The following is a 20,557-nucleotide window of genomic DNA, read 5'->3' as shown; positions in this document are numbered from 1 at the left end:
CTGCCGTCTCAGGGACCCATGAAATGGTCATTGACCGACGCCGCCAGCCCGGACGCCTTGTCCCGGATGCGGAAGACGACGGGCAGCGAGGCCGCCGGCTCCAGCTTGTCGCGGGTGGTGACGAGCACGCGCACCTCGCGGGTCTGGTCGGGGCCGATCTCCAGCGCGTCGGCGCTGTCACCCACCACCTCGAGGGTCGCATCCGGCACGCCGTCCACCGTCAGGGCGAAGGTCCGGGCCTCGAGCTTCTTGTTGGTGAGGCGGATGGTGTAGGCGTTGCGGACGGAGCCGTCCGAAAGCCGCACGAACAGCGGATTGCGGTCGTGGATGGCAGCGACGCCTTCCGTCGAGCGGCCGATGAGGGCGGTGAGCATGAGCCCGCTCACCAGGCAGATCAGAACCGCATAGAGGATGGTGCGCGGGCGGACGATGCGCTGGCTGAGCGGCTTGCCCGCCTGACGCGCTTCCAGGTTCGCCTCGCTCTCATACTTGATGAGGTCGCGCGGGCGGCCGATCTTGTCCATCACCGTGTTGCAGGCGTCGATGCACAGGCCGCACTGGATGCACGGCAGCTGCATGCCGTGGCGGATGTCGACCCCGGTGGGGCAGACGGCCACGCACTGGCCGCAATCGACGCAGTCGCCCGCCGGCAAGCCCTTCTCGCGCAGGACCGCCGCCTTCTTCACCGAGCCGCGCGGCTCGCCGCGGTCGTAGATGTAGGTGACGTTGAGGGCGTATTCGTCCGTCAGCGCCGCCTGGATGCGCGGCCAGGGGCACATGTAGGTGCACACCTGCTCGCGCATGTGGCCGGCGAGCGCGTAGGTGGTGAAGGTGAGGATGGCGATGGACCAGTAGGCCACGGCCGGCGCCTGGAAGGTGGCGAGCTCCGTCACCAGGGTGGGCGCGTCGGCGAAGTACAGGACCCAGGCGCCGCCGGTCCACCAGGCGATGAGCAGCCACACGGAATGCTTCAGCGTCTTGTGGGCGAACTTGTCGATCGTCCAGGGCGCCGCGTCCGCGCGCATGCGCTCGCGCCGGTCACCCTCGATGAGGCGCTCCACCGCCATGAAAAGGTCGGTCCAGACCGTCTGCGGGCACAGATAGCCGCACCACACGCGGCCCGCCACGGCGTTCATCAGGAACAGAATGAGCGCGGCGAGGATGAGCAGGCCCGCCACGTAATAGAATTCCTGCGGCCAGATCTCCAGGAAGAAGAAATAGAAGCGCCGATTGGGAAAATCGATCAGCACCGCCTGGCTCGGCGCATCGGGACCCCGGTCCCAGCGCACGAAGGGCAGGAAATAGTAGATGCCGAGCGTGACCGCGAGCACGATCCACTTGATGGTCCGGAACCGGCCGTGGACACTCTGAGGATAGATCTGCCGCCGGGCCTCGTAGAGCGGGATGTCGTCCGGCTCGGCCGCAGCGGTTGCGACCTTCTGATCGGAATTCGTGGACAGGGCAGTCATGGATCTTTGCCGAAGTTGGCCGGCACGCCATGGCCGGCGATACGATTGAGGGCTGGCCCCCGTTGGGCCGGCTGTGCGTGCGGAGCCTTGCTCGACCTGCCGGCGCTAAAACATTCATAGCTTAGAATGTTGATGCGTCGCTTCAGGCGAAAGGTCGCGCAGTCGATTGGTCGCGCGACGTTTTGGCTCTTCGTGCCCCCCTCGGACGCCCCCCCGGGACACCCGCCGACCGTGCTGTGCAGGGGCTGGTCCCGCGTCCCTTCTCGTCATGCGGGCAAGGCGCTCCGGACCTCTGGCTCCGAGGAGCGCCTCGCGCTGTGTCCGCTCCACCCGGATGCGGAACGCCCGGCATGCGCGAAAGGCACGCCGGGCGAAGGATCGATCCGTCAGCGACCGCCGCCGAGCGAATGCACGTAGACGGTGAGCGCCTTGATCGTGGTCGGGTCAAGGCGAACGTGCCAGGCCGGCATCACGTTGCCGCGCCCGTTGGTGAGGCCATACTCGATGGTGGCCTTGTCCGAGCCATAGAGCCAGATGCCGTCGGTAAGGTTGGGAGCACCCAGTTCCTGGTTGCCCTTGCCGTCTTCACCGTGACAGGCGGCGCAGTTGGCGGCGAACACTTCCTTGCCCTTGTCGAAGTCGGCACCGGGCTTGGCGATGCCGGACAGGGTGCGCACATAGTCCGCCACCGCCGAGATCTCCGCCTTCTGCAGGATGCCGTCCTTGCCGAAGGCGGGCATGCTGCCGGTCCGCGCCTCGCTGTCGCCCGAGCGGATGCCGTATTTGATGGTCTGCTGGATCTGCTCCAGCGAGCCGCCCCACAGCCAGTCGTCGTCGTTCAGGTTGGGGAAGCCGGTGGCGCCGGCGCCACCCGCCCCGTGGCAGGGCGCGCAATTGTCGGCGAAGGCAACGCGGCCCTGGGCCCGGGCGAGGGACAGGAGCGCGGGGGTCTGCTCGATCTGCTCCAGGGAAGCGTTAGCAAGCTTCGCCGCGCTCTCGGCGCGCAGCGCCTGGAGGTCGGCAAGCTGCACCGCCACCGCCGAACGCGAGTGCCAGCCGAGCAGGCCGGGCGTTGCGGAGGAGATCAGCGGCCACGCCGGATACAGGAACCAGTAGATCACCGCCCACACGATGGTGGCGTACCACACCCACAGCCACCAGCGCGGCAGCGGGTTGTTCAGTTCCGAGATGCCATCCCATTCATGGCCGGTGGTGGAGACGCCCGTAGCGGAGTCCACCTTGGTTTGGTGGGTGTCGTTTGTCGTGCTCACGGGATCAATCCTCTTTGAGCGGGATGTTGGCGGCCTCGTCGAAGTCGTGCTTGCGTGCTTTAGACGGCCAGAAGACGTAGGCCACCACCAGCAGGAAGCCGAGGACGAACAGGAGGAGGCCTCCCGTCTGGGCGAACGACGCGAGCCAGAGATAGGTCTCGTGCATGCATCACCTCACATTCGCCTGGTTATCGTAGAGCTTGAAGTCCACGAGCGTGCCGAGCAGCTGGAGGTAGGCGATGAGCGCGTCCGCCTCCGTCAGTTCACCCGGATTGCCGTCGAAGTCGCGCGCCTGCGCCTTGGGGTAGCGCTTGTCGAGGCCGGACGTGTCGCCATCGGTGGTCGACTGGGCCTTCAGGTCCTCCTGCGCCTTCTCGATCATGTCGTCGGTGTAGGGCACGCCGAGGAGCTTCAGGTCACGCATGTCGGCTGCGATATGCTTGGTGTCGAGCCTGGTCTTCGCCAGCCAGGGATAGCTCGGCATGATGGAGGCCGGCACCACGGACCGCGGGTTGTTCAGGTGCTCCTGCTGCCACAGGTCCGAATACTTGCCGCCCACGCGGGCAAGGTCCGGGCCCGTGCGCTTGGAGCCCCACTGGAAGGGGTGGTCGTACATGCTCTCGGCCGCCAGCGAGTAATGGCCGTAGCGCTCCACCTCGTCGCGCAGGGGGCGGATCTGCTGCGAGTGGCAGTTGTAGCAGCCCTCCCGCACGTAGATGTTGCGCCCGGCCAGCTCGAGGGGGGTGTAGGGACGCATGCCCTCCACCTTCTCGATGGTGCTCTTCAGGTAGAAGAGGGGGGCGATCTCCACGAGGCCGCCGATGGAGATCACGATCAGGATCCCCAGCATCAGCCAGTAGGAGTGCTTCTCGAAGATCTGGTGCTTGGACCAGATGGAGGTGCCTTGCGATGCCATAGGTGCCTCCCTCATTCCGCCGGCTGAAGGGCGAGCTTCTGCTCGGTCGCCGCTTCCGGGGTGGTGATGGTCTTCCAGACGTTCCAGGCCATGATCAGCGCGCCGGACAGGAACAGGATGCCGCCGAGGGCACGGATCACGTACAGCGGGTGCATGGCCTCGACGCTCTCGATGAACGAGTACTCGAGGAAGCCCAGCTGCGTGTAGGCGCGCCACATCAGGCCCTGCAGGATGCCCGCCACCCACATGGAGGAGATGTAGAGCACGATGCCGAGGGTGGAGACCCAGAAGTGCCAGGAGATGGCCTTGAGCGAGTACATTTCACGCTTGTTCCAGAGCCAGGGCACCAGGCAGTAGATGGCGCCGAAGGAGATGTAGGCCACCCAGCCGAGCGCACCGGAATGCACGTGGCCGATGGTCCATTCGGTGTAGTGGCTGAGCGAGTTCACCGCCTTCACCGACATCATCGGGCCCTCGAAGGTCGACATGCCGTAGAAGGCCACGGCCACCACCATCATGCGGATGACCGGGTCGGTGCGCAGCTTGTCCCAGGCGCCCGAGAGGGTCATCAGGCCGTTGATCATGCCACCCCAGGACGGCATCCACAGGATGATCGAGAAGGTCATCCCCAGCGTCTGCGCCCAGTCCGGCAGCGAGGTGTAGTGCAGGTGATGCGGGCCGGCCCAGATGTAGATGAAGATCAGCGCCCAGAAGTGGACGATGGACAGCCGGTACGAATAAACCGGGCGCTCCGCGCGCTTCGGGATGAAGTAGTACATCAGGGCGAGGAAGCCGGCGGTCAGGAAGAAGCCCACCGCGTTATGGCCATACCACCACTGGAACATGGCGTCCTGCACGCCGGACCAGACGATGTAGGACTTCGAGGAGAAGATCGACACCGGGACCGAGGCATTGTTGCCCAGGTGCAGCACCGCGATGGTGATGATGAAGGCGAAGTAGAACCAGTTCGCCACATAGATGTGCGGCTCGGTCCGCTTCAGCACCGTCGCCAGGAACACCAGGAAGTAGGTGACCCAGACCACCGTGAGGAACAGGTCCGAGTACCATTCCGGCTCGGCGTATTCCTTGCCCTGGGTGATGCCCAGCAGATAGCCCGTGCCGGCGACGACGATGAAGAGGTTATAGCCCAGCACCACGAACCACGGCGCGAGATCGCCGGCGAGGCGGGCCCGCGAGGTGCGCTGCACCACGTAGAAGGAGGTGGCGATGAGCACGTTGCCGCCGAAGGCGAAGATCACCGCCGAGGTGTGCAGCGGGCGCAGGCGGCCGAAGGAGATCCAGGGCAGGTCGAAATTGAAGACCGGGAAGGCCAGCTGAAGGGCGGCGATGACGCCCACCAGGAACCCGGCGATGCCCCACACGACGGCGAGGATGGTGCCCACCTTCACCACGTCGAAATTGTAGTTGGGCTTGCCGTCGATAAACTGGGGCACGGGACCGGCCGGCCGGTTCATGTAGCGGTTGCCGATCGCGAACACCGACGCGATGCTCGCCGCCGCGAACAGATACGCGTGGAAGGCGTATTCCGGCGTGTAGGCCTTGGCGGCGACGACGATTGCGAACAAGGCGAAGGCGGCAAACACCACCATGAGGCCGGCTTCCCCGAACCTCATGGACTTCGCCGGGGGCCGGATTGGATCTTGGATCGTTGACATCTGAAAACCCTTCGCGCCGAAGCGTAAAGACTACACCCGGGAAACCTGGGGGCAGAACATCGCCCTAGGACCGTTTTTCACCTTGACACATATCAAAGGTGAGGCATGGGGGAGGCCGATTGTGCGATGCGGCGGGCCGTCGCAAGCCGCCCAAAACGACCATCGAAACGCCGGACACTGGGTCGCATCGCATCCCGCAGAACCGCCGATCAGCTTGATTGGACAGGCTCTAAGCAGGACGCGGCGCACCCCTTTTCCACAGACCGCGAAAACACCCTACCATAGTCTTCGCGGCCACATGCCGCACGCGTTTTAGTCCAGCGTTTGACGAAATCTCGCCACGGCGATGGCCATGGCGACGAGCATGAGCGCCAGCAGCGCCGCCCCGTCGGCCCGAAGGTCGGTGAAGCCCGATCCCTTCAGGAGGATGCCGCGCACCATGCGCAGGAAATGCGTGAGCGGCAACGCCTCGCCGATCCACTGCGCCCACAGGGGCATGCCCGAGAACGGAAACATGAAGCCCGACAGGAGAATCGACGGCAGGAAGAACATGAAGGTCATCTGCACCGCCTGGAGCTGATTCTGCGCCAGGGTGGAGAAGGTGTAGCCCACCGACAGGTTGACCACGATGAACAGCAGCGTCGTCACTGCCAGAAATGCGGCGCTGCCCTCCAGCGGCACGCCGAAGAGCCCCATGCCCGCGCCAATGATGAGCACCGCCTGCAGGATGCCCACCAGCACATAGGGAATGATCTTGCCCAGCATGATCTCCACCGGGTGGATGGGCATGGAGAGAAGGCTCTCCATGGTGCCGCGCTCCAGCTCCCGCGTCACGGCCAACGCCGTGTAGACCAGCATGGTCATGGTGAGGATGGTGCCGAGCAGGCCGGGCACGATGTTGAGCTGGCTGGTCCCTGCCGGGTTGTACCGCCGGTGCTGCACGATCTCGAATGGCATCGTGCCCGGCGCGTCGACGAACCGCTCCCGCGCCAGCGCCGAGCCGATCACCCCGGAGAGGGCCGCCAGCGCATTGGCCGAGCCGATGGGGTCGGTGGCATCAGCCGCCACCAGCAGCTGCGGGGTGTCGCCGCGCCGCAAGGCGCGCTCGAAGCCGGCAGGGATCTCCACGAAGAACAGCACCTCGCCGGCGCGGATCATGTGCTCCGCCTCCTCCGCGCTGCGGGCCTCGCGCACGAAGGCGAAGAAGGCGGTGTTGCGCAGGGCTGCGAGGATGGCCCGGCTCACGTCGTTGTTCTCATGGGCGAGGACGGCCGCAGGCAGGTGCCGCGGCGTGGTGTTGATGGCGTAACCGAACAGGATCAGCTGCAGCAGGGGGATCATGATCATGGTGGTGAAGGTCACCCGGTCCCGTCGGAGCTGGATGAACTCCTTCACCACCATGGCGCCGACGCGGGTGAGGAAGCCGGCGGAGGCTGCGCGCGCTCTCATCGCATCTCGTCCTTCGAGCGACCCATGAGGTGGATGAACACATCCTCCAGCGTCGGCACGTCGGCGCGGATGACGAAGCGCGTGTCGGAGCGGAAGGGCGCCAGGGCCGCCTCCAGCGCCGCGGCATCCCGGCCGGAGACATGGAGCGCGTTGCCGAAGGGCGCCACCATGTCCACCCCCGGTTGCGCCGAAAGCTCCCGGCCCAGCTGGGTCACGAGATGGCCCACCTCGTGCCCCTGCCCGCCCTTGACGTCCACGGTGACGGTGGAAAGCCCGGCGGCGGCGATCACGTTCTGCACGGTGCCCTGCGCGAGCACCTTGCCGTAGGCGATGTATGCAATCTCGTGACAGCGCTCGGCCTCATCCATGTAATGGGTGGAGACGAGCACCGTGAGCCCCTCGGCGGCGAGGTCGTGGATCTGGCCCCAGAACTCGCGCCGGGCCTGCGGGTCGACGCCGGCCGTGGGCTCGTCCAGCAGCAGCAGGTCCGGCCCGGGCAGGATGCAGGCGCCGAGGGCGAGGCGCTGCTTCCACCCGCCGGAGAGCGCCCCGGCGAGCTGATCGCCACGCCCTTCGAGCCCCAGCCGCTTCAGCGCCTCGGTGGCCGCCGCCTCCGGCTGCGGCACGCCATAGACCCGCGCCACAAACTCCAGGTTCTCCCGCACCGAGAGGTCCTGGTAGAGGGAAAAGCGCTGGGTCATGTAGCCTACGCGCTCGCGGATGCGCCGGGCCTGTGTGAGGATATCCATGCCGAGGCAGGTGCCATGCCCGGAATCCGGCGTCAGCAGGCCGCAGAGAATGCGGATGGTGGTGGTCTTGCCCGAGCCGTTCGGGCCGAGGAAGCCGTAGATCTGCCCGCGCATCACCCGCATGGAGAGGTTGTCCACCACCTTGCGGCCGCCGAAGCTCTTCGACAGGCCCTCCACTTCGATGGCAACATCCGGCACGTCGTCCCGGCCGGCCCGGGCGCCCGGGCCCGCGGCGTCGGCCGGCGCGCTCACCGCCCGCTCCCGAGCGTCACGTTCACCGGCTGGCCAGGGCGCGCCCTGGAGGGGTCCTGCGGCAGCGCCTCGATCATGTAGACGAGCTTGGCGCGCTCCTCCCGGCTGTAGATGACCGGCGGGGTGTATTCCGCCTGCGCGGCGATGAAGGACACCCTGGCGGCGGTGGGCGGGCAGCCGTCACAGGTGACGGAGACCGGAGCGCCCAGCGCCACCTTCGGCAGCTGCGCCTCCGGCACGAAGAAGCGGACCTTCAAGAGGCCCGGCGGCAGGATGGACACGATGGGCCGGCCCTCGGGCACCAGCTCACCCACCCGGAAATAGACGGTCTGCACCGGACCCTCCGTGGAGGCCTTCACCGTGCGACGGTCGAGCCGCACCTCTGCCGCGGCAAGGGAGGCCTTCGCCGCCGTCACCGCCTCCCGCGCCGCATCGATCTCGTGCGTCCGCGAGGCGATGCGGGCGGCGCTGATGCGGCGGCGCGCCTCGTCGAGCGCCGCCTGGTTCTGATCATAAGTGTGCTGAGCCTGGTCGAGATTGGCCTGGGATGACGCGCCCTTGGGCACCAGCGTCTTTTGCCTGGCCAGCTCGATGCGGGACAGATCGAGGGCGGCGGCGGCGCGTTGCTCCGCGGCCTCCAGCACCGCGATCTCCTCCGGCCGCTGCAGCGGCGACTGAGCATTGGCGAGGCGCGCCTCGGCCTCCTTCAGCTGGGCGGAGGCGGCATCACGGTCGGCGCGCTGGAGGTCGTCCTCCACCCGCGCCACCACCTGCCCCGCCTTTACCTCGCTTCCTTCCGTCACCTCCAGCGCCGTGACCCGTCCCGGCTCGGTGGGACCCAGGAAGACGAGCTCACCCTCCACATAGCCGGAGAAGCTGCCGGTGCGCGAAGAATCGCACCCCGCGAGGAGAAGGAGCGAGACAAGGATCGCGGCGCGCCTCAATTCTCCCTCCATCCCAGCCCGCGCAGCAGGAGGTCGCGGTGGGCCATGAGAAACGATCGCGCATCGAGGGGCTCGATGGCGCCGAACATGCTGTTCCAGACCACCGCAACGATGGCCGGGGAAATGACGAGCTGGGGAAAGCGCACGCCGAGATCGGAGGTGATCTCCCCTCGCTCCAGGCCCCGTTGCAGGATCTGCCGAACCAGAGCCAGCCCGCGCGCGACCACCTCCCGGTGGTAGAAGGCCGCGAGCTCCGGAAAGCGGGGGCCCTCGGCGATCATGAGCCGGACGATGGCGGACGCGGGCCGGTCGAGGATGCGGGCGGCGAGGAGGCCGATGAGCAGGTCCAGCAGCTCCCGCGTCGTGCCCGGGAAAAGACCCACCACATGGTCGGCATCCGCCAGCACGGGGGCGATGTTCTCCTCCACGAGGCCGCGGAAGAGCGCCTCCTTGTCGGTGAAATGGAGGTAGAGCGTGCCCTTGGCGATGCCGGCGCGCCGGGCCACCTCGTCCAGCTTCGTCCCGGCGAAACCGTGCTCGGAGAAGACCTGAAGAGCGGCATCGAGGATCGCCCGCCGCCGCGCCGCCTTTTCCATGGGCGGAGCCCGCCGGCGCCGGCCGGGCGCGCGCGGCTCAGGGGGCGACACTGCCGCCCCGCGCGCCCCGCCCTGTCGATTCTCGTCCGGCGACATGGCCCGCCTATGACCGAATACTGACTGACGCGTCAGTCAGTATCATATCCACACGCCTCCGCAAGGGCGGTCGAGCGTCCGGGCAAAGGAAAACGCCCTCTCCCGGCAGGGAAAGGGCGTTTTCGACAGGGACCGAAGGGAGCGCGAGCGGAGGGCCTCGCCTACTCCGCTGGCGCCGGATGCGACGGCGCGGGGGGCGCCGACGCCTTGCGCGCGCCGAGGCCGGCGAGCCAGCGGCAGAAGACGTAGAACACCGGGGTGAAGACGAGGCCGAACAGGGTCACGCCGATCATGCCCGAGAACACCGCCGTGCCCAGCGCCTGCCGAAGCTCCGCGCCGGCGCCGACCGCCCACACCAGCGGCACCACGCCGAGGATGAAGGCGAGCGAGGTCATGACGATGGGACGCAGGCGCAGACGCGCAGCCTCCACCGCCGCCTCGCGCCGGCCGTGGCCCTGGTCCTCGAGCTGCTTGGCGAACTCCACGATGAGGATCGCGTTCTTCGCCGCGAGGCCAATGAGCACGATGAAGCCCACCTGGGTCAGGATGTTGTTGTCCTGCCCCCTGAGGATCACGCCGATAAGCGCCGCCACCAGGCACATGGGCACGATGAGGATGACCGCCAAAGGCAGCGTCAGGCTCTCGTACTGCGCCGCCAGCACCAGGAAGACGAACACCACGCCCAAGGCGAAGGCGAAGATGGCGGTGTTGCCGGCCCGCTGCTGCTGGAAGGCCAGCGTCGTCCACTCATAGGAGAAGCCCTGCGGCAGCACCTTCGCCGCCAGCTGCTCCATGATCTGGATGGCCTGCCCCTGCGAGTAGCCCGGCGCCGGAGATCCGTCGAGCTCGGCCGTGGGGTAGAGGTTGTAGCGCGGCACGCGATAGGGGCCGGAGATGTCACTGACCGTGGTGAAGGAGCCGAGCGGCACCGTCTCCCCGTTGGCCGCGCGCACGCGGATCGCGAGCACGTCCTTCGGATCGAGGCGGAAGGGGGCGTCCGCCTGCGCCTGCACCCGGAAGGTCCGGCCGAACAGGTTGAAGTCATTGACGTAGGTGGAGCCGATATAGGTCTGCAGCGCCGAGAAGACGTCGGCGATGTTGACCTTCAGCAGCTGCGCCTTCTGCCGGTCGATGTCGAGATAGAGCTGGGGCGTCGAGGTCTCGAACAGCGAATAGACCTGCATCAGCCCCGGCGTCTGCGCCGCCGCGCCCATCATGGCATAGGTGGCGTTGCGCAGGGCGAGGAGGCCGTTGCCCGCGCGGTCCTCGATCATCATGCGGAAGCCGCCGGCATTGCCGATGCCCTGCACCGGCGGCGGCTGCACGACGATCATCTGCGCCTCCTGGATGGAGGCCACCTTGCCGAACAGGGCGCGCTGGACGGCAGCCGCCGTCTGGTCGGGATGCCCGGCGCGCTTCTCGAAGGGCTCCAGGATCACGAACATGGCGCCCGCGTTCGAGGCGTTCGTGAAGGTCGCCCCGGAGAAGCCGGCGATGTTGACGATATGGCCCACGCCCGGCGTGCCAATCACGAGATCGCCCGCCCGCTTCATCACCGCTTCCGTGCGCTGCATGGAGGCACCCGGCGGCAGCTGGGCGACGACGATGAGGTAGCCGCGGTCCTGCTGCGGAATGAAGCCCTGCGGCGTGGTGGTGAAGAGATAGCCGCCGAAGGCGACGATGCCGAGGTAGACGACGAGCACCAGCGCCACCACGCGCACGAGGCGCGCGGTCATCCAGGCATAGCCGTTGCCCAGCCCCTCGAACATGCGGTTGAACACACCGAAGAAACCAACGATGGGACGGGCATACCAGGCCGGCTTCTCGTGCGCCGATCGGTGGGGCTTCAGCAGCAGCGCGCACATGGCGGGCGACAGCGTCAGCGACACCAGGAGCGAGATCAGCGTCGAGCCGGCGATGGTGAGGGCGAACTGCCGGTAGAATTCACCCGAAAGGCCGGTGATGAACGCGGTCGGCACGAACACCGACGACAGCACCAGCGAGATGGCGACCAGCGCGCCGCCTACCTCGTCCATGGTCTTGTAGGCGGCATCGCGCGGGGACAGCCCCGCCTCGATGTTGCGCTCCACGTTCTCCACCACGACGATGGCGTCGTCCACCACGATGCCGATGGCGAGCACCAGGCCGAACAGGGACAGGTTGTTCAGCGAGAAGCCGAACAACGCCATGACGAAGAAGGTACCGATGAGCGAGATCGGGATGGCGAGGATGGGAATGATCGCCGCCCGCCAGGTCTGCAGGAACAGGATCACCACCAGCACCACCAGCAGGATGGCCTCGCCGATGGTGTGCACCACCGCATCCACCGACTGCTGGATGAACTCGGTCGGGTTGTAATAGATCGCGTACTTCAAACCCTCGGGGAAGGTCTTGCCGATGCGCGCCATCTCCGCGACCACCGCATTGCCGGTGGCGAGCGCGTTGGAGCCCGGGCGCTGGAAGATGCCCAGGTTGATGGAGATGTCCTTGTCGAGGAAGGAGGTGGAGGCATAGTCCTGCGCCGAGATCTCGACGCGGCCCACGTCCTTCAGCCGCACCAGCGCCTGGTCCGTCTGCTTGATGACGATATCGTCGAACGCCTTGGGATCGCTAAGGCGGCCCAGCGTGCGCACGGCGATCTGGAACGCCCGCTGCTCCGGCACCGGCGGCGCGTTGAGCACGCCGGAGGCCACCTGAACGTTCTGCGCCTTCAGGGCGGAAACCACGTCCGTGGTGGTGAGGTTGAGCTGGGACAGCCGGTCCGGATCAAGCCAGATCTGCATCGCGTATTCGCGCGAGCCGAACACGGTGATGGAGCCCACGCCGTCGATGCGCGACAGCACGTCCTTGATCTCGATATTGGCGAAGTTCGAGATGAACAGCGGGTCGCGCGAGCCGTCGGGCGAATAGAGGCTGACCACCAGCAGGAGGTCCGGCGAGGCCTTGGCCGTCACCACGCCCACCTGCTGCACCTCCGAGGGCAGGCGCGGCTCGGCGATGGCGACGCGGTTCTGCACCTGCACCTGGGCGATGTCGAGGTTGGTGCCGATGTCGAAGGTGACCGAGATGGAGAAGCGACCGTCTGCCGTCGAGTTCGACGACATGTAGATCATGTGCTCCACGCCGTTGATCTGCTGCTCGATGGGCGCGACCACGGTCTCGGCGACGATCTCCGCCGAGGCGCCGGGATACTGGCCCGTCACGGTGATCACCGGCGGGGCGATCTCCGGATACTGGGCCACCGGCAGGCGCACGTAGCTGACCGCGCCGAGGATGACGACCACGGCCGACACCACCGACGCGAAGATCGGGCGATCGATGAAGAAATGGGAGAAGCGCATGGGGGCCTCCTCCTCACTTCGCGGCGGCGGCGGCGGGGGGGGCTCCGGCCGGCGCGGCATCGGCTGTCTGGGGATTGACGACGACGCCGGGGCGCACGCGCATCAGGCCGTTGACCACCACCTTGTCGTCCGCCGCCAGCCCCTCGCGGATGACCCGCATGTCGCCGACCAGCGGGCCGAGGGTGACCACCTTCTGACCGATCTTGTTGTCCGGCCCCACCACATAGACGAACTTCTTCACCTGCTCGGTGCCGATCGCCACGTCCGGCACCGCGAGCGCCTGGTAGGGGGCGGACGACTGCAGGCGGATGCGGCCGAACATGCCCGGCCGGAACAGGCTGTTCTTGTTCTCGAACACGGCGCGACCGCGGATGGTGCCGGTCTCGCGGTCGATCACGTTGTTCAGGAAGTCGAGCTGGCCCTGGTGGGCGAAGTCCTTGTCGTCGATGAGCTTCAGGCTGACCGGGTCGCCCTTGATGTCGGCCCCGGCCTTGCGGCGCTGGATGCGCAGCAGCGAGGCCTCGTCGATGGTGAATTCGAAGCGGATGGGATCGGTGGAGACGATCACCGCGAGCAGGGTGGGCGAGCCTGCCGTGCCGCCGGTGACATAGTTGCCCACCGACACCCGCCGGTCGCCGATCTGGCCGGAAACGGGCGCCTTCACCTCGGTAAAGGCGAGGTCGAGCTGGGCGGAGCGCACCTGCGCCTCCTGCGACTGCACGATGGCGGCGGCGGTGCGCTCGGCCTGGGTGCGCTGGTCGAAGGTCTGCTTGGAGATGGCGTTGGAGGTGCGATCCTCCAGCAGCGTGCGGGCACGCTCGAGGTCCGCCTTGGTGAAATCCAGGTTGGCCTTGGCCTGGGCGAGGTTCGCCTGGGCCTGATCGAGGGCAATCTTGAACGGGCGCTGGTCGATGGTGAAGAGCAGGTCGCCCTCCTTCACCAACTGGCCGTCGGTGAAGTGGATCTTGTCCAGGTAGCCCGAGACCCGGGCGCGGACATTCACCTCGTCGATGGCGACGAAGCGGCCCACATACTCATCGGTATCGGTGACCTGCTTGCTCACCGGGCTGGCGACAGTCACCTGGGGCGGGGGCGGGGCGCCCTGCTGCTGGGCTGTGGGCTGGCCGCAGCCGGCGAGCGGCAACGCAAGAACGGCGGCGAGAAGGCCGAGGCGCGCGGCGCGGCTGCCGGAGGCAAGGCGCGGAAGGGCGACGGGGCGCGAGGACTGGGGCATCGGTCCGGCTCCTGAACGGACGCCATGCGTCCGCCAATGAATCACGTGCGAAGGTTCGGCACCTCCCGCAACCGATGGCCGAAACCGGAAAAGACGGCGGTTCCTAGCACAGCCTTTTCGCGATGCAAAACGCCCTCGGCGAAAAAACGTGTTCAAACAGGGTCACGCCGGGACGGGAGGCCGGCCACGACCCATGACCCCGCCGAGGAACCGTCGGCCAAGGAGCAGGAAGACGGAACCTGCGTAGACCGCCCCGCCCCCCAGGACCACGAACGCCAGCATCACTTCCTCGCGAGCGGGAAAGCCGTGCGGCAGCAGAGCCTGGGCCGCCATCTGCGCGCCGAACAGCGCTGCCCCCACCACGGCGAGCACGATGGCGAGCCGCGCGAGGTGTCCGCCCAGCAGGTCGTCCCCCACCGGAAAGCCGCGCCGGACGGCGAAGAAGACGAGCAGGCCCACATTGATCCAGCCGCCCACCGCCGTGCCGAGGGCGAGGCCCACCTGGGCGAGGCTGCCCATGAGGGCGAACTTCAGCGCCACGTTGAGCCCCACTGCCGTCAGCGAGGCGATCATGGGGGTGCGCGTGTCGCCGCGGGCGTGGAACGGAGCGATGAAGGCGCGCACCACCACGAAGGCCAGGAGACCGAGCCCGTAGGCCTGGAGCGTCGCCGCAGCGGCCGCCGCATCTGCATTGGTGAAGGCGCCGCGGGCGAACAGGGCACGCATGGTCAGGTCGGGCACCATGAGCGATGCCGCCACGAAGGGAATGGCCAGCAGCGTCGCCAGCTCGATGGAACGGGCCTGCGCATGGGCGGCGCCCGCATCGTCAGCGGCGGCGAGGCGTCGCGACATCTCCGGCAGCAGCACGGTGCCGACCGCGATGCCCACCACGCCGATGGGCAGCTGGTTGATGCGGTCGGCATAATAGAGCGCGGACAGGGCGCCGGAGGGCAGGAACGTGGCGATGATGGTGTCAGCGAACAAGGCAATCTGCACACCGGCCGAGCCGATCACCGCCGGACCGAGCGCCCTCAGGAACTGGCGCGTACCCGGATCGAGCTTCGGCTTGCCGAACCGCAGGCCGATGCCGTGGCGCTCCGCATCCCAGCCCACAGCGAACAGCTGGGCGACGCCGGAGATGAGCACGCCCCAGGCCGCCGCATGGCCCGCCGTGGGAAACCAGGCGGCGCCGAGCAGCGTGCCGATCATGCAGATGTTCATGAGGATGGGCGCGGCCGCCGCCATGGCGAAACGGTCGGACGCATTCAGCGCGCCGGAGACCAGTGTCGCCACCGAGATCAGCGCCAGATAGGGAAAGGTGATGCGCGTCAGCGTCACCGCGAGGCCGAAGCGCTCGGGATCGTCCGCAAGCCCCGGGGCGAGCGCGGCCACGAATTGGGGTGTGAAGCCCAGCGCAAGCGCCAGCAGCACGCCGTGCACCAGCATCATGGCGGTGAGGATCTCGTCGGCGAAGGCGCGCGCGCCCGCCACCCCCTCCTGCTCACGCAGGCGGGCATAGGTGGGCACGAAGGCGGCGTTGAAGGCGCCCTCGGCGAAGATGGCCCGGAAGTGATTCGGTAGGCGGAAGGCGACGAGAAACGCGTCCGCCACCGGCCCGGCGCCGAGCACGGCCGCCATCACCACGTCGCGGATGAAGCCGCCGAGGCGGGAGACGAGCGTCAGCCCGCCGACGGAGAGGATGTTGCGGAACATGGGTTCAGGCGGCCCCTCGAAACGGTCGCCGGAGCCTAAAGCACGTTCCGGCGGCCTTGCCCAGCCGCCCGGAGGGCGAGCCCACCGGCCGGCCGGACCGCGCGGTGTCAGGCCGCCAGCGCCCGCTTGACCGCGTCGACGATGCGATCCTGCGTCGCCTCGTCGAGATAAGCGTGCATGGGCAGGGAGATGACCTCCTCCGCCAGCGCCTCGCACACCGGCAGGATGGCGCCGGCGGAGGGATAATGGCGGTAGGCCGGCTGCAAATGCATGGGCAGGCGGTAATAGACCGCCGTGGGCACACCCTCCGCCTTCAGTGTCTCGGCGAGGCCGTCGCGCACGCCGGGGGCGAGGCGAATGGTGTATTGCGCCCATACAGAGGTGGCCCGCGGGTCCACGACCGGCACCGTGGCCACGTCCTTCAGCAGCTCATTGTAGCGCCGGGCCACGCGCTCGCGCGCCGCGATCTCCTCCTCGAAGATGGCGAGCTTCTCGATGAGCACGGCCGCCTGGATGGTGTCGAGGCGGGCGGTCATGCCGATGCGCACGTTCTGGTACTTGTCGACGCCCTGGCCGTGCTCGCGCAGGCTCTTCAGCACCGCGACGAGCTCCTCGTCGTCGGTCAGGATGGCGCCGCCGTCGCCGTAGCAGCCGAGCGGCTTGGCCGGGAAGAAGGAGGTGGCGGTGGCGTCGCCGATGGAGCCGGTGCGCTTGTTGTTCCAGGTGCCGCCGAAACCCTGGGCGGTGTCGCACAGCACCTTCAGACCGTACTTCTCGGCAATGGGCAGGATCGCGTCATAGTCGGCCGGCTGGCCGAACAGATCCACCGGGATCACCACCCGCGGATCGAGCCCCTGCTCGATCGCCACCGCGATCGCCTGTTCCAGGCTCTCCGGATCCATGTTGAAGGTGTCTTCCTTCACATCCACGAACACCGGGGTCGCGCCCACCCACGGCACCACCTCGGCGGTGGCGCAGAAGGTGAAGGCAGGGCAGAACACCGCATCCCCCGCCTTGACGCCCCAGGCCATCAGCAGCAGCGCCAGCGCATCCGTGCCGGAGGAGCAGGAGACGGCATGCTTGGCCCCGGCGAAGGCAGCGAGCTGCGTCTCGAAGGCGGTCACTTCCGGCCCGTTCACGAAGCGGCAGGAGGCGAGGACGCGCAGCATCGCCTCGTCGATGCGGGAGCCGACGCGGGCCCGCTGGGCGGCAAGGTCGATGAAGGCGATGGGAGAGGTCATCTCGGATCCCCTGGAAAAGTCCGGAAGAAGAGGAAGGATCGGGTCGCGAGAGGCGGGCACCGGCCGGAAGAGTCCAAGCGCAGGCGCGATGCCGGGAGCGGCGGCCCGAAAGGCCGGGCGAAACGGAGCGGGCCCGGCGGCAGCGCCGCGCCCGTTCCGGTCGTAAGGCAGCGGGCTCAGCCGACGGCGCGACGCTTCTCGGCCTTGACGCCGGCGGCGCCGGGCAGGCAGGAGATGGCGATCTCGAGGCTGGCGACCCCCTCCTCGCCCGTCACTTCCGGCGCGCGGCCGGAACGCACGGCGGACAGGAAGTTCTCCAGCTCCGCGCGCAGCGGCTCGGCATAGGCCACCGGCAGGTGCCGGGTGGAATAGGAGCCGTCCGGCCGGTAGTCGAAATGCTCGGTCACCTGGCGGGTGAGCAGGTCGCCGATCACATATTTCTTGGAGGTCGCCACGTGCACCGTGCGCGCCTTGAAGGGCGTCAGCCAGTTGGTGTTGATGTGCGCGAGCACGCCCGTCTTGGTGCGGAACTGGAGGAGCGCGATGTCCTCCCGCTCGGCGAGGGCAGCCGAGGTCTGCGGCTGCACTTCCAGGATGTCCGATTCGGTGAACCAGCGGATCAGGTCGATGTCGTGCACGGCGAGGTCGATCACCACGCCCACGTTCGACATGCGCGGCGGGAACGGGCCGACGCGGGTGATGGCGATGGAGAGCAGGCTCTCGCCACGGATCGCCTCCTTCACGGCGCGCACCGCCGGGTTGAAGCGCTCCACATGGCCGATCATCAGGGTGACGCCCTTGTCGCGGGCGGCGGCGACGATCTCGCGCCCTTCCTCGGCGGTGGAGGCGACGGGCTTTTCCACCAGCACGGAGCAGCCGGCGCCGATCACGTCGAGAGCAATGGTGTGGTGCAGGTGCGTGGGAGCGGCGACCACCACCGCATCGAGGCCGAGGTCCAGCAGCGCGCGATGGTCTCCCACCGCCTTGCAGCCGAGGAAGTTTGCAACCCGCTGGGCCTGCGCCTGGTCGGGATCGGCGACGGCGACCAGTTCGGCGCCGGGAAGCTCGGCCAGGACGCGGGCGTGGTTGGAGCCCATGATGCCGATGCCCGTGACGCCGACGCGGACAGGCCCGGCACTTGTCGGGGCCTTCTGGGCGCGCTCCGTGGCGGGCGCTGCCGGATGAGCCATTTCAGCCCTCATCTGTCGTTAACGAAGCGGGCTCGAGGAGCACGCGCGATCCGATCGCGACGCAATCTGATCGGTCAACGCGTTCTCTTTTAGAAACTCAGAGACGGGCCCACCAATCAGATTGATCACCATCTGATTGACCCCGCCTCTAGCATGAACATAGTTAAGAATGCGAGGTGCGGCGTCAATTTGCGCCACGCTCGCGTTCAAGAATTGCATCCCCGTGTTACCGATCTCGCAGCGTCAGGCCGCGCCGGGACTTCCCCTGAGGGGCCACAGGCCCTATCACAGCGGCCTTTCAACGGGGGCTGAGACCTGCCCATGCGCAAGATTGTCGCCGGCAAGCTGCACGGCATCACGGTGACGGGAGCCGATCTCAACTATCACGGCTCCATCACGCTCGATCCCGATCACTGCGAGGAAGCGGGCATTCTGCCCATGGAATTCGTGGAAATCTGGAATCGCAACTCCGGCGCCCGCATTTCAACTTATGTGATTCTCGGGGAGCGCGGCTCGCGCTGCTGCGTGCTCAACGGTGCGGCGGCCCGCACCTGCCAGCCGGGCGACGAGGTGATCATCTGCAACTCGGTCTACGTGCCGGAAGGCGAGATCGTCGCGCTGCGGCCCAGGGTGTTGACCTTCGACAAGGACAACCGTGTCGTCTCCCGCCTTTCCTACGAGGTGACGCGCGACAGCGAGGGCCGCTACCACTTCGCCATTCGCAACGAGGACGGCGCGGCCCAGAAGATCCCGCTCAGAACTTGTAGTTGATGCCGACTTTAGCGGTCTGGGTGGTCAGGCCTGCGTTGGCGCCGAGGCTGTCGTAGAACTTGGAGCCATAGTCCGTGTAGAGATACTCGGTCTTGGCCGTCCAATGGTCCGTCAAGGCGTATTCGATGCCCGCGCCGGCCGTCCAGCCGGTATGGGTCTGCGACTGGCTCGCGCCCAGATAGTCGACGGAATTGTTGCCCCAGGCGAAGCCGCCGGTGACATAGGGCAGCACCCGGCCGAAGGCGTAGCCGAGGCGGCCGCGCACCGTTCCGAACAGATCGAGGCTGCTGTTGAGGCCCGCCGGCCCGGCGCTGATGTCGCCGCCCTGCAGATCCGCCTCCAGACCAGCGACGACATTATTCCCGAACTGGTAATTGTAGCCGACCTGCCCGCCGCCGAACCAACCCTTGGGATCGACACCGTAGAGGCCGAGCCCGTCCTGCCCGGAGCCCCAGCCGTAGCCGGCATTGGCGCCGATGTAGAAGCCGGTCCAGGAGAAGACGGGGGTGGGGATCGCCACCGGCGCCTTGGTGACGGGCGCCGGCGCAAGGTCTGCCGCCGCCGCGCGATCCGCCGGCAGAAGCACAGCGAGCATCGCCAGCGTCACGCCGCCGGCAGCGATCCGGCCGATCCACCGCGTTCCGATCCGTCGCGTCATTGCTCCGCTCCCTCGGGTCCGCCCTCGCTCATGGCAGGAGAGCATCGACCGGAGGACCGGCGGGGGAATGGCGCCGTCGCGGCGAAGAAAGGGCGAAACCCCCGTCTGCGCTCACGAAGCCGTGTGCGCGTGGCAGGCCATGGCCTGCCACGCGGGCAAAGAAAAAGGGCTTCCGGCAGATGCCGGAAGCCCGCGTTCAGGATCTTTGAAGGGGTCAGAACTTGTAGTTGGCACCCAGCTTGACGGTCTGGATGTCGCTGCCGACGGAGAGCTGGTCGCCGTTGACATAGTTGGTCTTGCTGTTGTCGAAGCCGAGATACAGGTATTCGGCCTTGACCGTGAAGTTGTTGGTGATGGCGTACTCGGCGCCGGCGCCGACGGTCCAGCCCCACTTGGTGTTGTCGTAGGAGACAGCGAAGGGGTCGGTGTAGTTGGTCTTGGCCCAAGCCGCGCCGCCGGTGATGTACGGCAGGAAGCGGTCGACCGCGTAGCCGAGACGGGCGCGGATGGTGCCGAAGTAGTCGACGTTCTGGGACACCAGCGCGCCGCCCACCGGGCCGCCCACCAGGATGTTGGTGCTGCCGATGTCGGACCAGTCGAAGTCCGCCTCGGCGCCGATCACGACGTTGTTGGCGAACTGGTAGTTGTAGCCCAGCTGGAAGCCGCCGACGAAGCCGTTGGTGTTGCCGGTGTCGTAGCTGAAGGCCGGGCCACCGAAGGAGGTGTAGTCGAAGGTGTTGCTGGCAAAGCCCCAGCCCACGTTCGCGCCGATGTAGAAGCCGGTCCAGGAGAACACCGGGACGGGGATCGGAGCCGCCTTCACAGGGTAGCGGTTGGCCAGGTCGGCCGCCGACGCAGAGCCGGCGAGAAGAGCAAGGGCCGTGGCCCCGAGAAGTGCACGCTTGAACATGATCGGTACCTTCTTTTGATTTCGGCATCGCCGGGAGGGGTCGCCCTCGAGGCCCGGCCGAACGGTGGTTCTTTCATACAG

17 protein-coding genes are annotated in these 20,557 nt (G+C 67.4%); 1 reads left to right on the top strand and 16 read right to left on the bottom strand.

Going from position 1 to position 20,557, the window contains the following annotated elements:
- Positions 1 to 8 precede the first annotated feature (8 nt).
- The 14 genes from ccoG to V5F59_RS05230 all read right to left on the bottom strand — a co-directional run bounded on the left by ccoG (position 9) and on the right by V5F59_RS05230 (position 18,137).
- Positions 9 to 1,469 (bottom strand): cytochrome c oxidase accessory protein CcoG, encoded by a 1,461-nt coding sequence (ccoG, locus tag V5F59_RS05295; protein ID WP_393979830.1) that lies wholly within the window; start codon positions 1,467 to 1,469, stop codon positions 9 to 11.
- Positions 1,470 to 1,855: 386 nt separating this feature from the next.
- Positions 1,856 to 2,740: a cytochrome-c oxidase, cbb3-type subunit III gene (gene ccoP, locus V5F59_RS05290; RefSeq protein ID WP_393979832.1), complete on the bottom strand. Its 885-nt coding sequence runs from the start codon at positions 2,738 to 2,740 to the stop codon at positions 1,856 to 1,858.
- Positions 2,741 to 2,744: 4 nt separating this feature from the next.
- Entirely contained in the window at positions 2,745 to 2,906 is a 162-nt protein-coding gene (locus tag V5F59_RS05285; RefSeq protein ID WP_393979834.1) for a cbb3-type cytochrome c oxidase subunit 3, read from the bottom strand.
- 3 nt (positions 2,907 to 2,909) lie between these two features.
- Entirely contained in the window at positions 2,910 to 3,656 is a 747-nt protein-coding gene (gene ccoO / locus V5F59_RS05280) for a cytochrome-c oxidase, cbb3-type subunit II (RefSeq protein ID WP_393979836.1), read from the bottom strand.
- A gap of 11 nt (positions 3,657 to 3,667) precedes the next feature.
- Entirely contained in the window at positions 3,668 to 5,332 is a 1,665-nt protein-coding gene (gene ccoN / locus V5F59_RS05275; protein ID WP_393979838.1) for a cytochrome-c oxidase, cbb3-type subunit I, read from the bottom strand.
- 312 nt (positions 5,333 to 5,644) lie between these two features.
- Positions 5,645 to 6,781 (bottom strand): ABC transporter permease, encoded by a 1,137-nt coding sequence (locus tag V5F59_RS05270; RefSeq protein WP_393979840.1) that lies wholly within the window; start codon positions 6,779 to 6,781, stop codon positions 5,645 to 5,647.
- Complete coding sequence (locus V5F59_RS05265) at positions 6,778 to 7,728, bottom strand: ABC transporter ATP-binding protein (RefSeq protein WP_393980424.1); 951 nt, start codon at positions 7,726 to 7,728, stop codon at positions 6,778 to 6,780. The genes V5F59_RS05270 and V5F59_RS05265 overlap by 4 nt, the downstream gene beginning before the upstream one ends.
- 50 nt (positions 7,729 to 7,778) lie before the next feature.
- On the bottom strand, positions 7,779 to 8,726 hold the full coding sequence (locus V5F59_RS05260) for an HlyD family secretion protein (RefSeq protein ID WP_393979842.1): 948 nt from the start codon (positions 8,724 to 8,726) through the stop codon (positions 7,779 to 7,781).
- Positions 8,723 to 9,322 (bottom strand): TetR/AcrR family transcriptional regulator, encoded by a 600-nt coding sequence (locus tag V5F59_RS05255; protein ID WP_393979844.1) that lies wholly within the window; start codon positions 9,320 to 9,322, stop codon positions 8,723 to 8,725. The genes V5F59_RS05260 and V5F59_RS05255 overlap by 4 nt, the downstream gene beginning before the upstream one ends.
- Positions 9,323 to 9,579: 257 nt before the next feature.
- The gene (locus V5F59_RS05250) at positions 9,580 to 12,759 is read right to left on the bottom strand and encodes an efflux RND transporter permease subunit (RefSeq protein WP_393979846.1); all 3,180 of its coding nucleotides are present in this window, start codon (positions 12,757 to 12,759) and stop codon (positions 9,580 to 9,582) included.
- A gap of 13 nt (positions 12,760 to 12,772) precedes the next feature.
- On the bottom strand, positions 12,773 to 13,993 hold the full coding sequence (locus tag V5F59_RS05245; RefSeq protein WP_393979848.1) for an efflux RND transporter periplasmic adaptor subunit: 1,221 nt from the start codon (positions 13,991 to 13,993) through the stop codon (positions 12,773 to 12,775).
- Positions 13,994 to 14,155: 162 nt separating this feature from the next.
- The gene (gene murJ, locus V5F59_RS05240) at positions 14,156 to 15,706 is read right to left on the bottom strand and encodes a murein biosynthesis integral membrane protein MurJ (protein WP_393979850.1); all 1,551 of its coding nucleotides are present in this window, start codon (positions 15,704 to 15,706) and stop codon (positions 14,156 to 14,158) included.
- Positions 15,707 to 15,813: 107 nt separating this feature from the next.
- A complete protein-coding gene (locus V5F59_RS05235) occupies positions 15,814 to 16,947 on the bottom strand; it encodes a DegT/DnrJ/EryC1/StrS family aminotransferase (RefSeq protein ID WP_393979852.1) in 1,134 nt (377 codons plus the stop codon).
- A 176-nt stretch (positions 16,948 to 17,123) separates the two neighbouring features.
- Positions 17,124 to 18,137: a Gfo/Idh/MocA family protein gene (locus tag V5F59_RS05230; protein WP_393979855.1), complete on the bottom strand. Its 1,014-nt coding sequence runs from the start codon at positions 18,135 to 18,137 to the stop codon at positions 17,124 to 17,126.
- 321 nt (positions 18,138 to 18,458) lie between these two features.
- Between V5F59_RS05230 and panD the strand changes: the two genes are divergently transcribed.
- On the top strand, positions 18,459 to 18,908 hold the full coding sequence (gene panD / locus V5F59_RS05225; RefSeq protein WP_393979857.1) for an aspartate 1-decarboxylase: 450 nt from the start codon (positions 18,459 to 18,461) through the stop codon (positions 18,906 to 18,908).
- On the opposite strand, the gene V5F59_RS05220 is transcribed toward panD, so the two are convergent.
- Positions 18,892 to 19,566 carry an outer membrane protein gene (locus V5F59_RS05220; RefSeq protein ID WP_393979859.1) on the bottom strand — a complete coding sequence of 225 codons (675 nt, stop codon included), beginning with the start codon at positions 19,564 to 19,566 and terminating at the stop codon, positions 18,892 to 18,894. The two genes, panD and V5F59_RS05220, sit on opposite strands and share 17 nt — an antisense overlap.
- Positions 19,567 to 19,780: 214 nt before the next feature.
- The gene (locus tag V5F59_RS05215; protein ID WP_393979861.1) at positions 19,781 to 20,476 is read right to left on the bottom strand and encodes an outer membrane protein; all 696 of its coding nucleotides are present in this window, start codon (positions 20,474 to 20,476) and stop codon (positions 19,781 to 19,783) included.
- Positions 20,477 to 20,557 lie beyond the last annotated feature (81 nt).

The organism is Xanthobacter nonsaccharivorans, assembly GCF_043194755.2.
Classification (GTDB): Bacteria; Pseudomonadota; Alphaproteobacteria; order Rhizobiales; family Xanthobacteraceae; genus Xanthobacter; species Xanthobacter autotrophicus_G.
The sequence above is the reverse complement of the archived record's forward strand: the minus strand, read 5'-3'. Positions and strand labels throughout refer to the sequence as shown.

What these genes read in the sequence shown, in the direction of transcription:
- ccoG (WP_393979830.1), bottom strand. Translation starts at nt 1,469, where the DNA reads ATGACTGCCCTGTCCACGAATTCCGATCAGAAGGTCGCAACCGCTGCG.
- V5F59_RS05285 (WP_393979834.1), bottom strand. Translation starts at nt 2,906, where the DNA reads ATGCACGAGACCTATCTCTGGCTCGCGTCGTTCGCCCAGACGGGAGGC.
- ccoO (WP_393979836.1), bottom strand. Translation starts at nt 3,656, where the DNA reads ATGGCATCGCAAGGCACCTCCATCTGGTCCAAGCACCAGATCTTCGAG.
- ccoN (WP_393979838.1), bottom strand. Translation starts at nt 5,332, where the DNA reads ATGTCAACGATCCAAGATCCAATCCGGCCCCCGGCGAAGTCCATGAGG.
- V5F59_RS05270 (WP_393979840.1), bottom strand. Translation starts at nt 6,781, where the DNA reads ATGAGAGCGCGCGCAGCCTCCGCCGGCTTCCTCACCCGCGTCGGCGCC.
- V5F59_RS05255 (WP_393979844.1), bottom strand. Translation starts at nt 9,322, where the DNA reads ATGGAAAAGGCGGCGCGGCGGCGGGCGATCCTCGATGCCGCTCTTCAG.
- V5F59_RS05250 (WP_393979846.1), bottom strand. Translation starts at nt 12,759, where the DNA reads ATGCGCTTCTCCCATTTCTTCATCGATCGCCCGATCTTCGCGTCGGTG.
- V5F59_RS05245 (WP_393979848.1), bottom strand. Translation starts at nt 13,993, where the DNA reads ATGCCCCAGTCCTCGCGCCCCGTCGCCCTTCCGCGCCTTGCCTCCGGC.
- murJ (WP_393979850.1), bottom strand. Translation starts at nt 15,706, where the DNA reads ATGTTCCGCAACATCCTCTCCGTCGGCGGGCTGACGCTCGTCTCCCGC.
- V5F59_RS05235 (WP_393979852.1), bottom strand. Translation starts at nt 16,947, where the DNA reads ATGACCTCTCCCATCGCCTTCATCGACCTTGCCGCCCAGCGGGCCCGC.
- V5F59_RS05230 (WP_393979855.1), bottom strand. Translation starts at nt 18,137, where the DNA reads ATGGCTCATCCGGCAGCGCCCGCCACGGAGCGCGCCCAGAAGGCCCCG.
- panD (WP_393979857.1), top strand. Translation starts at nt 18,459, where the DNA reads ATGCGCAAGATTGTCGCCGGCAAGCTGCACGGCATCACGGTGACGGGA.
- V5F59_RS05220 (WP_393979859.1), bottom strand. Translation starts at nt 19,566, where the DNA reads ATGACGCGACGGATCGGAACGCGGTGGATCGGCCGGATCGCTGCCGGC.
- V5F59_RS05215 (WP_393979861.1), bottom strand. Translation starts at nt 20,476, where the DNA reads ATGTTCAAGCGTGCACTTCTCGGGGCCACGGCCCTTGCTCTTCTCGCC.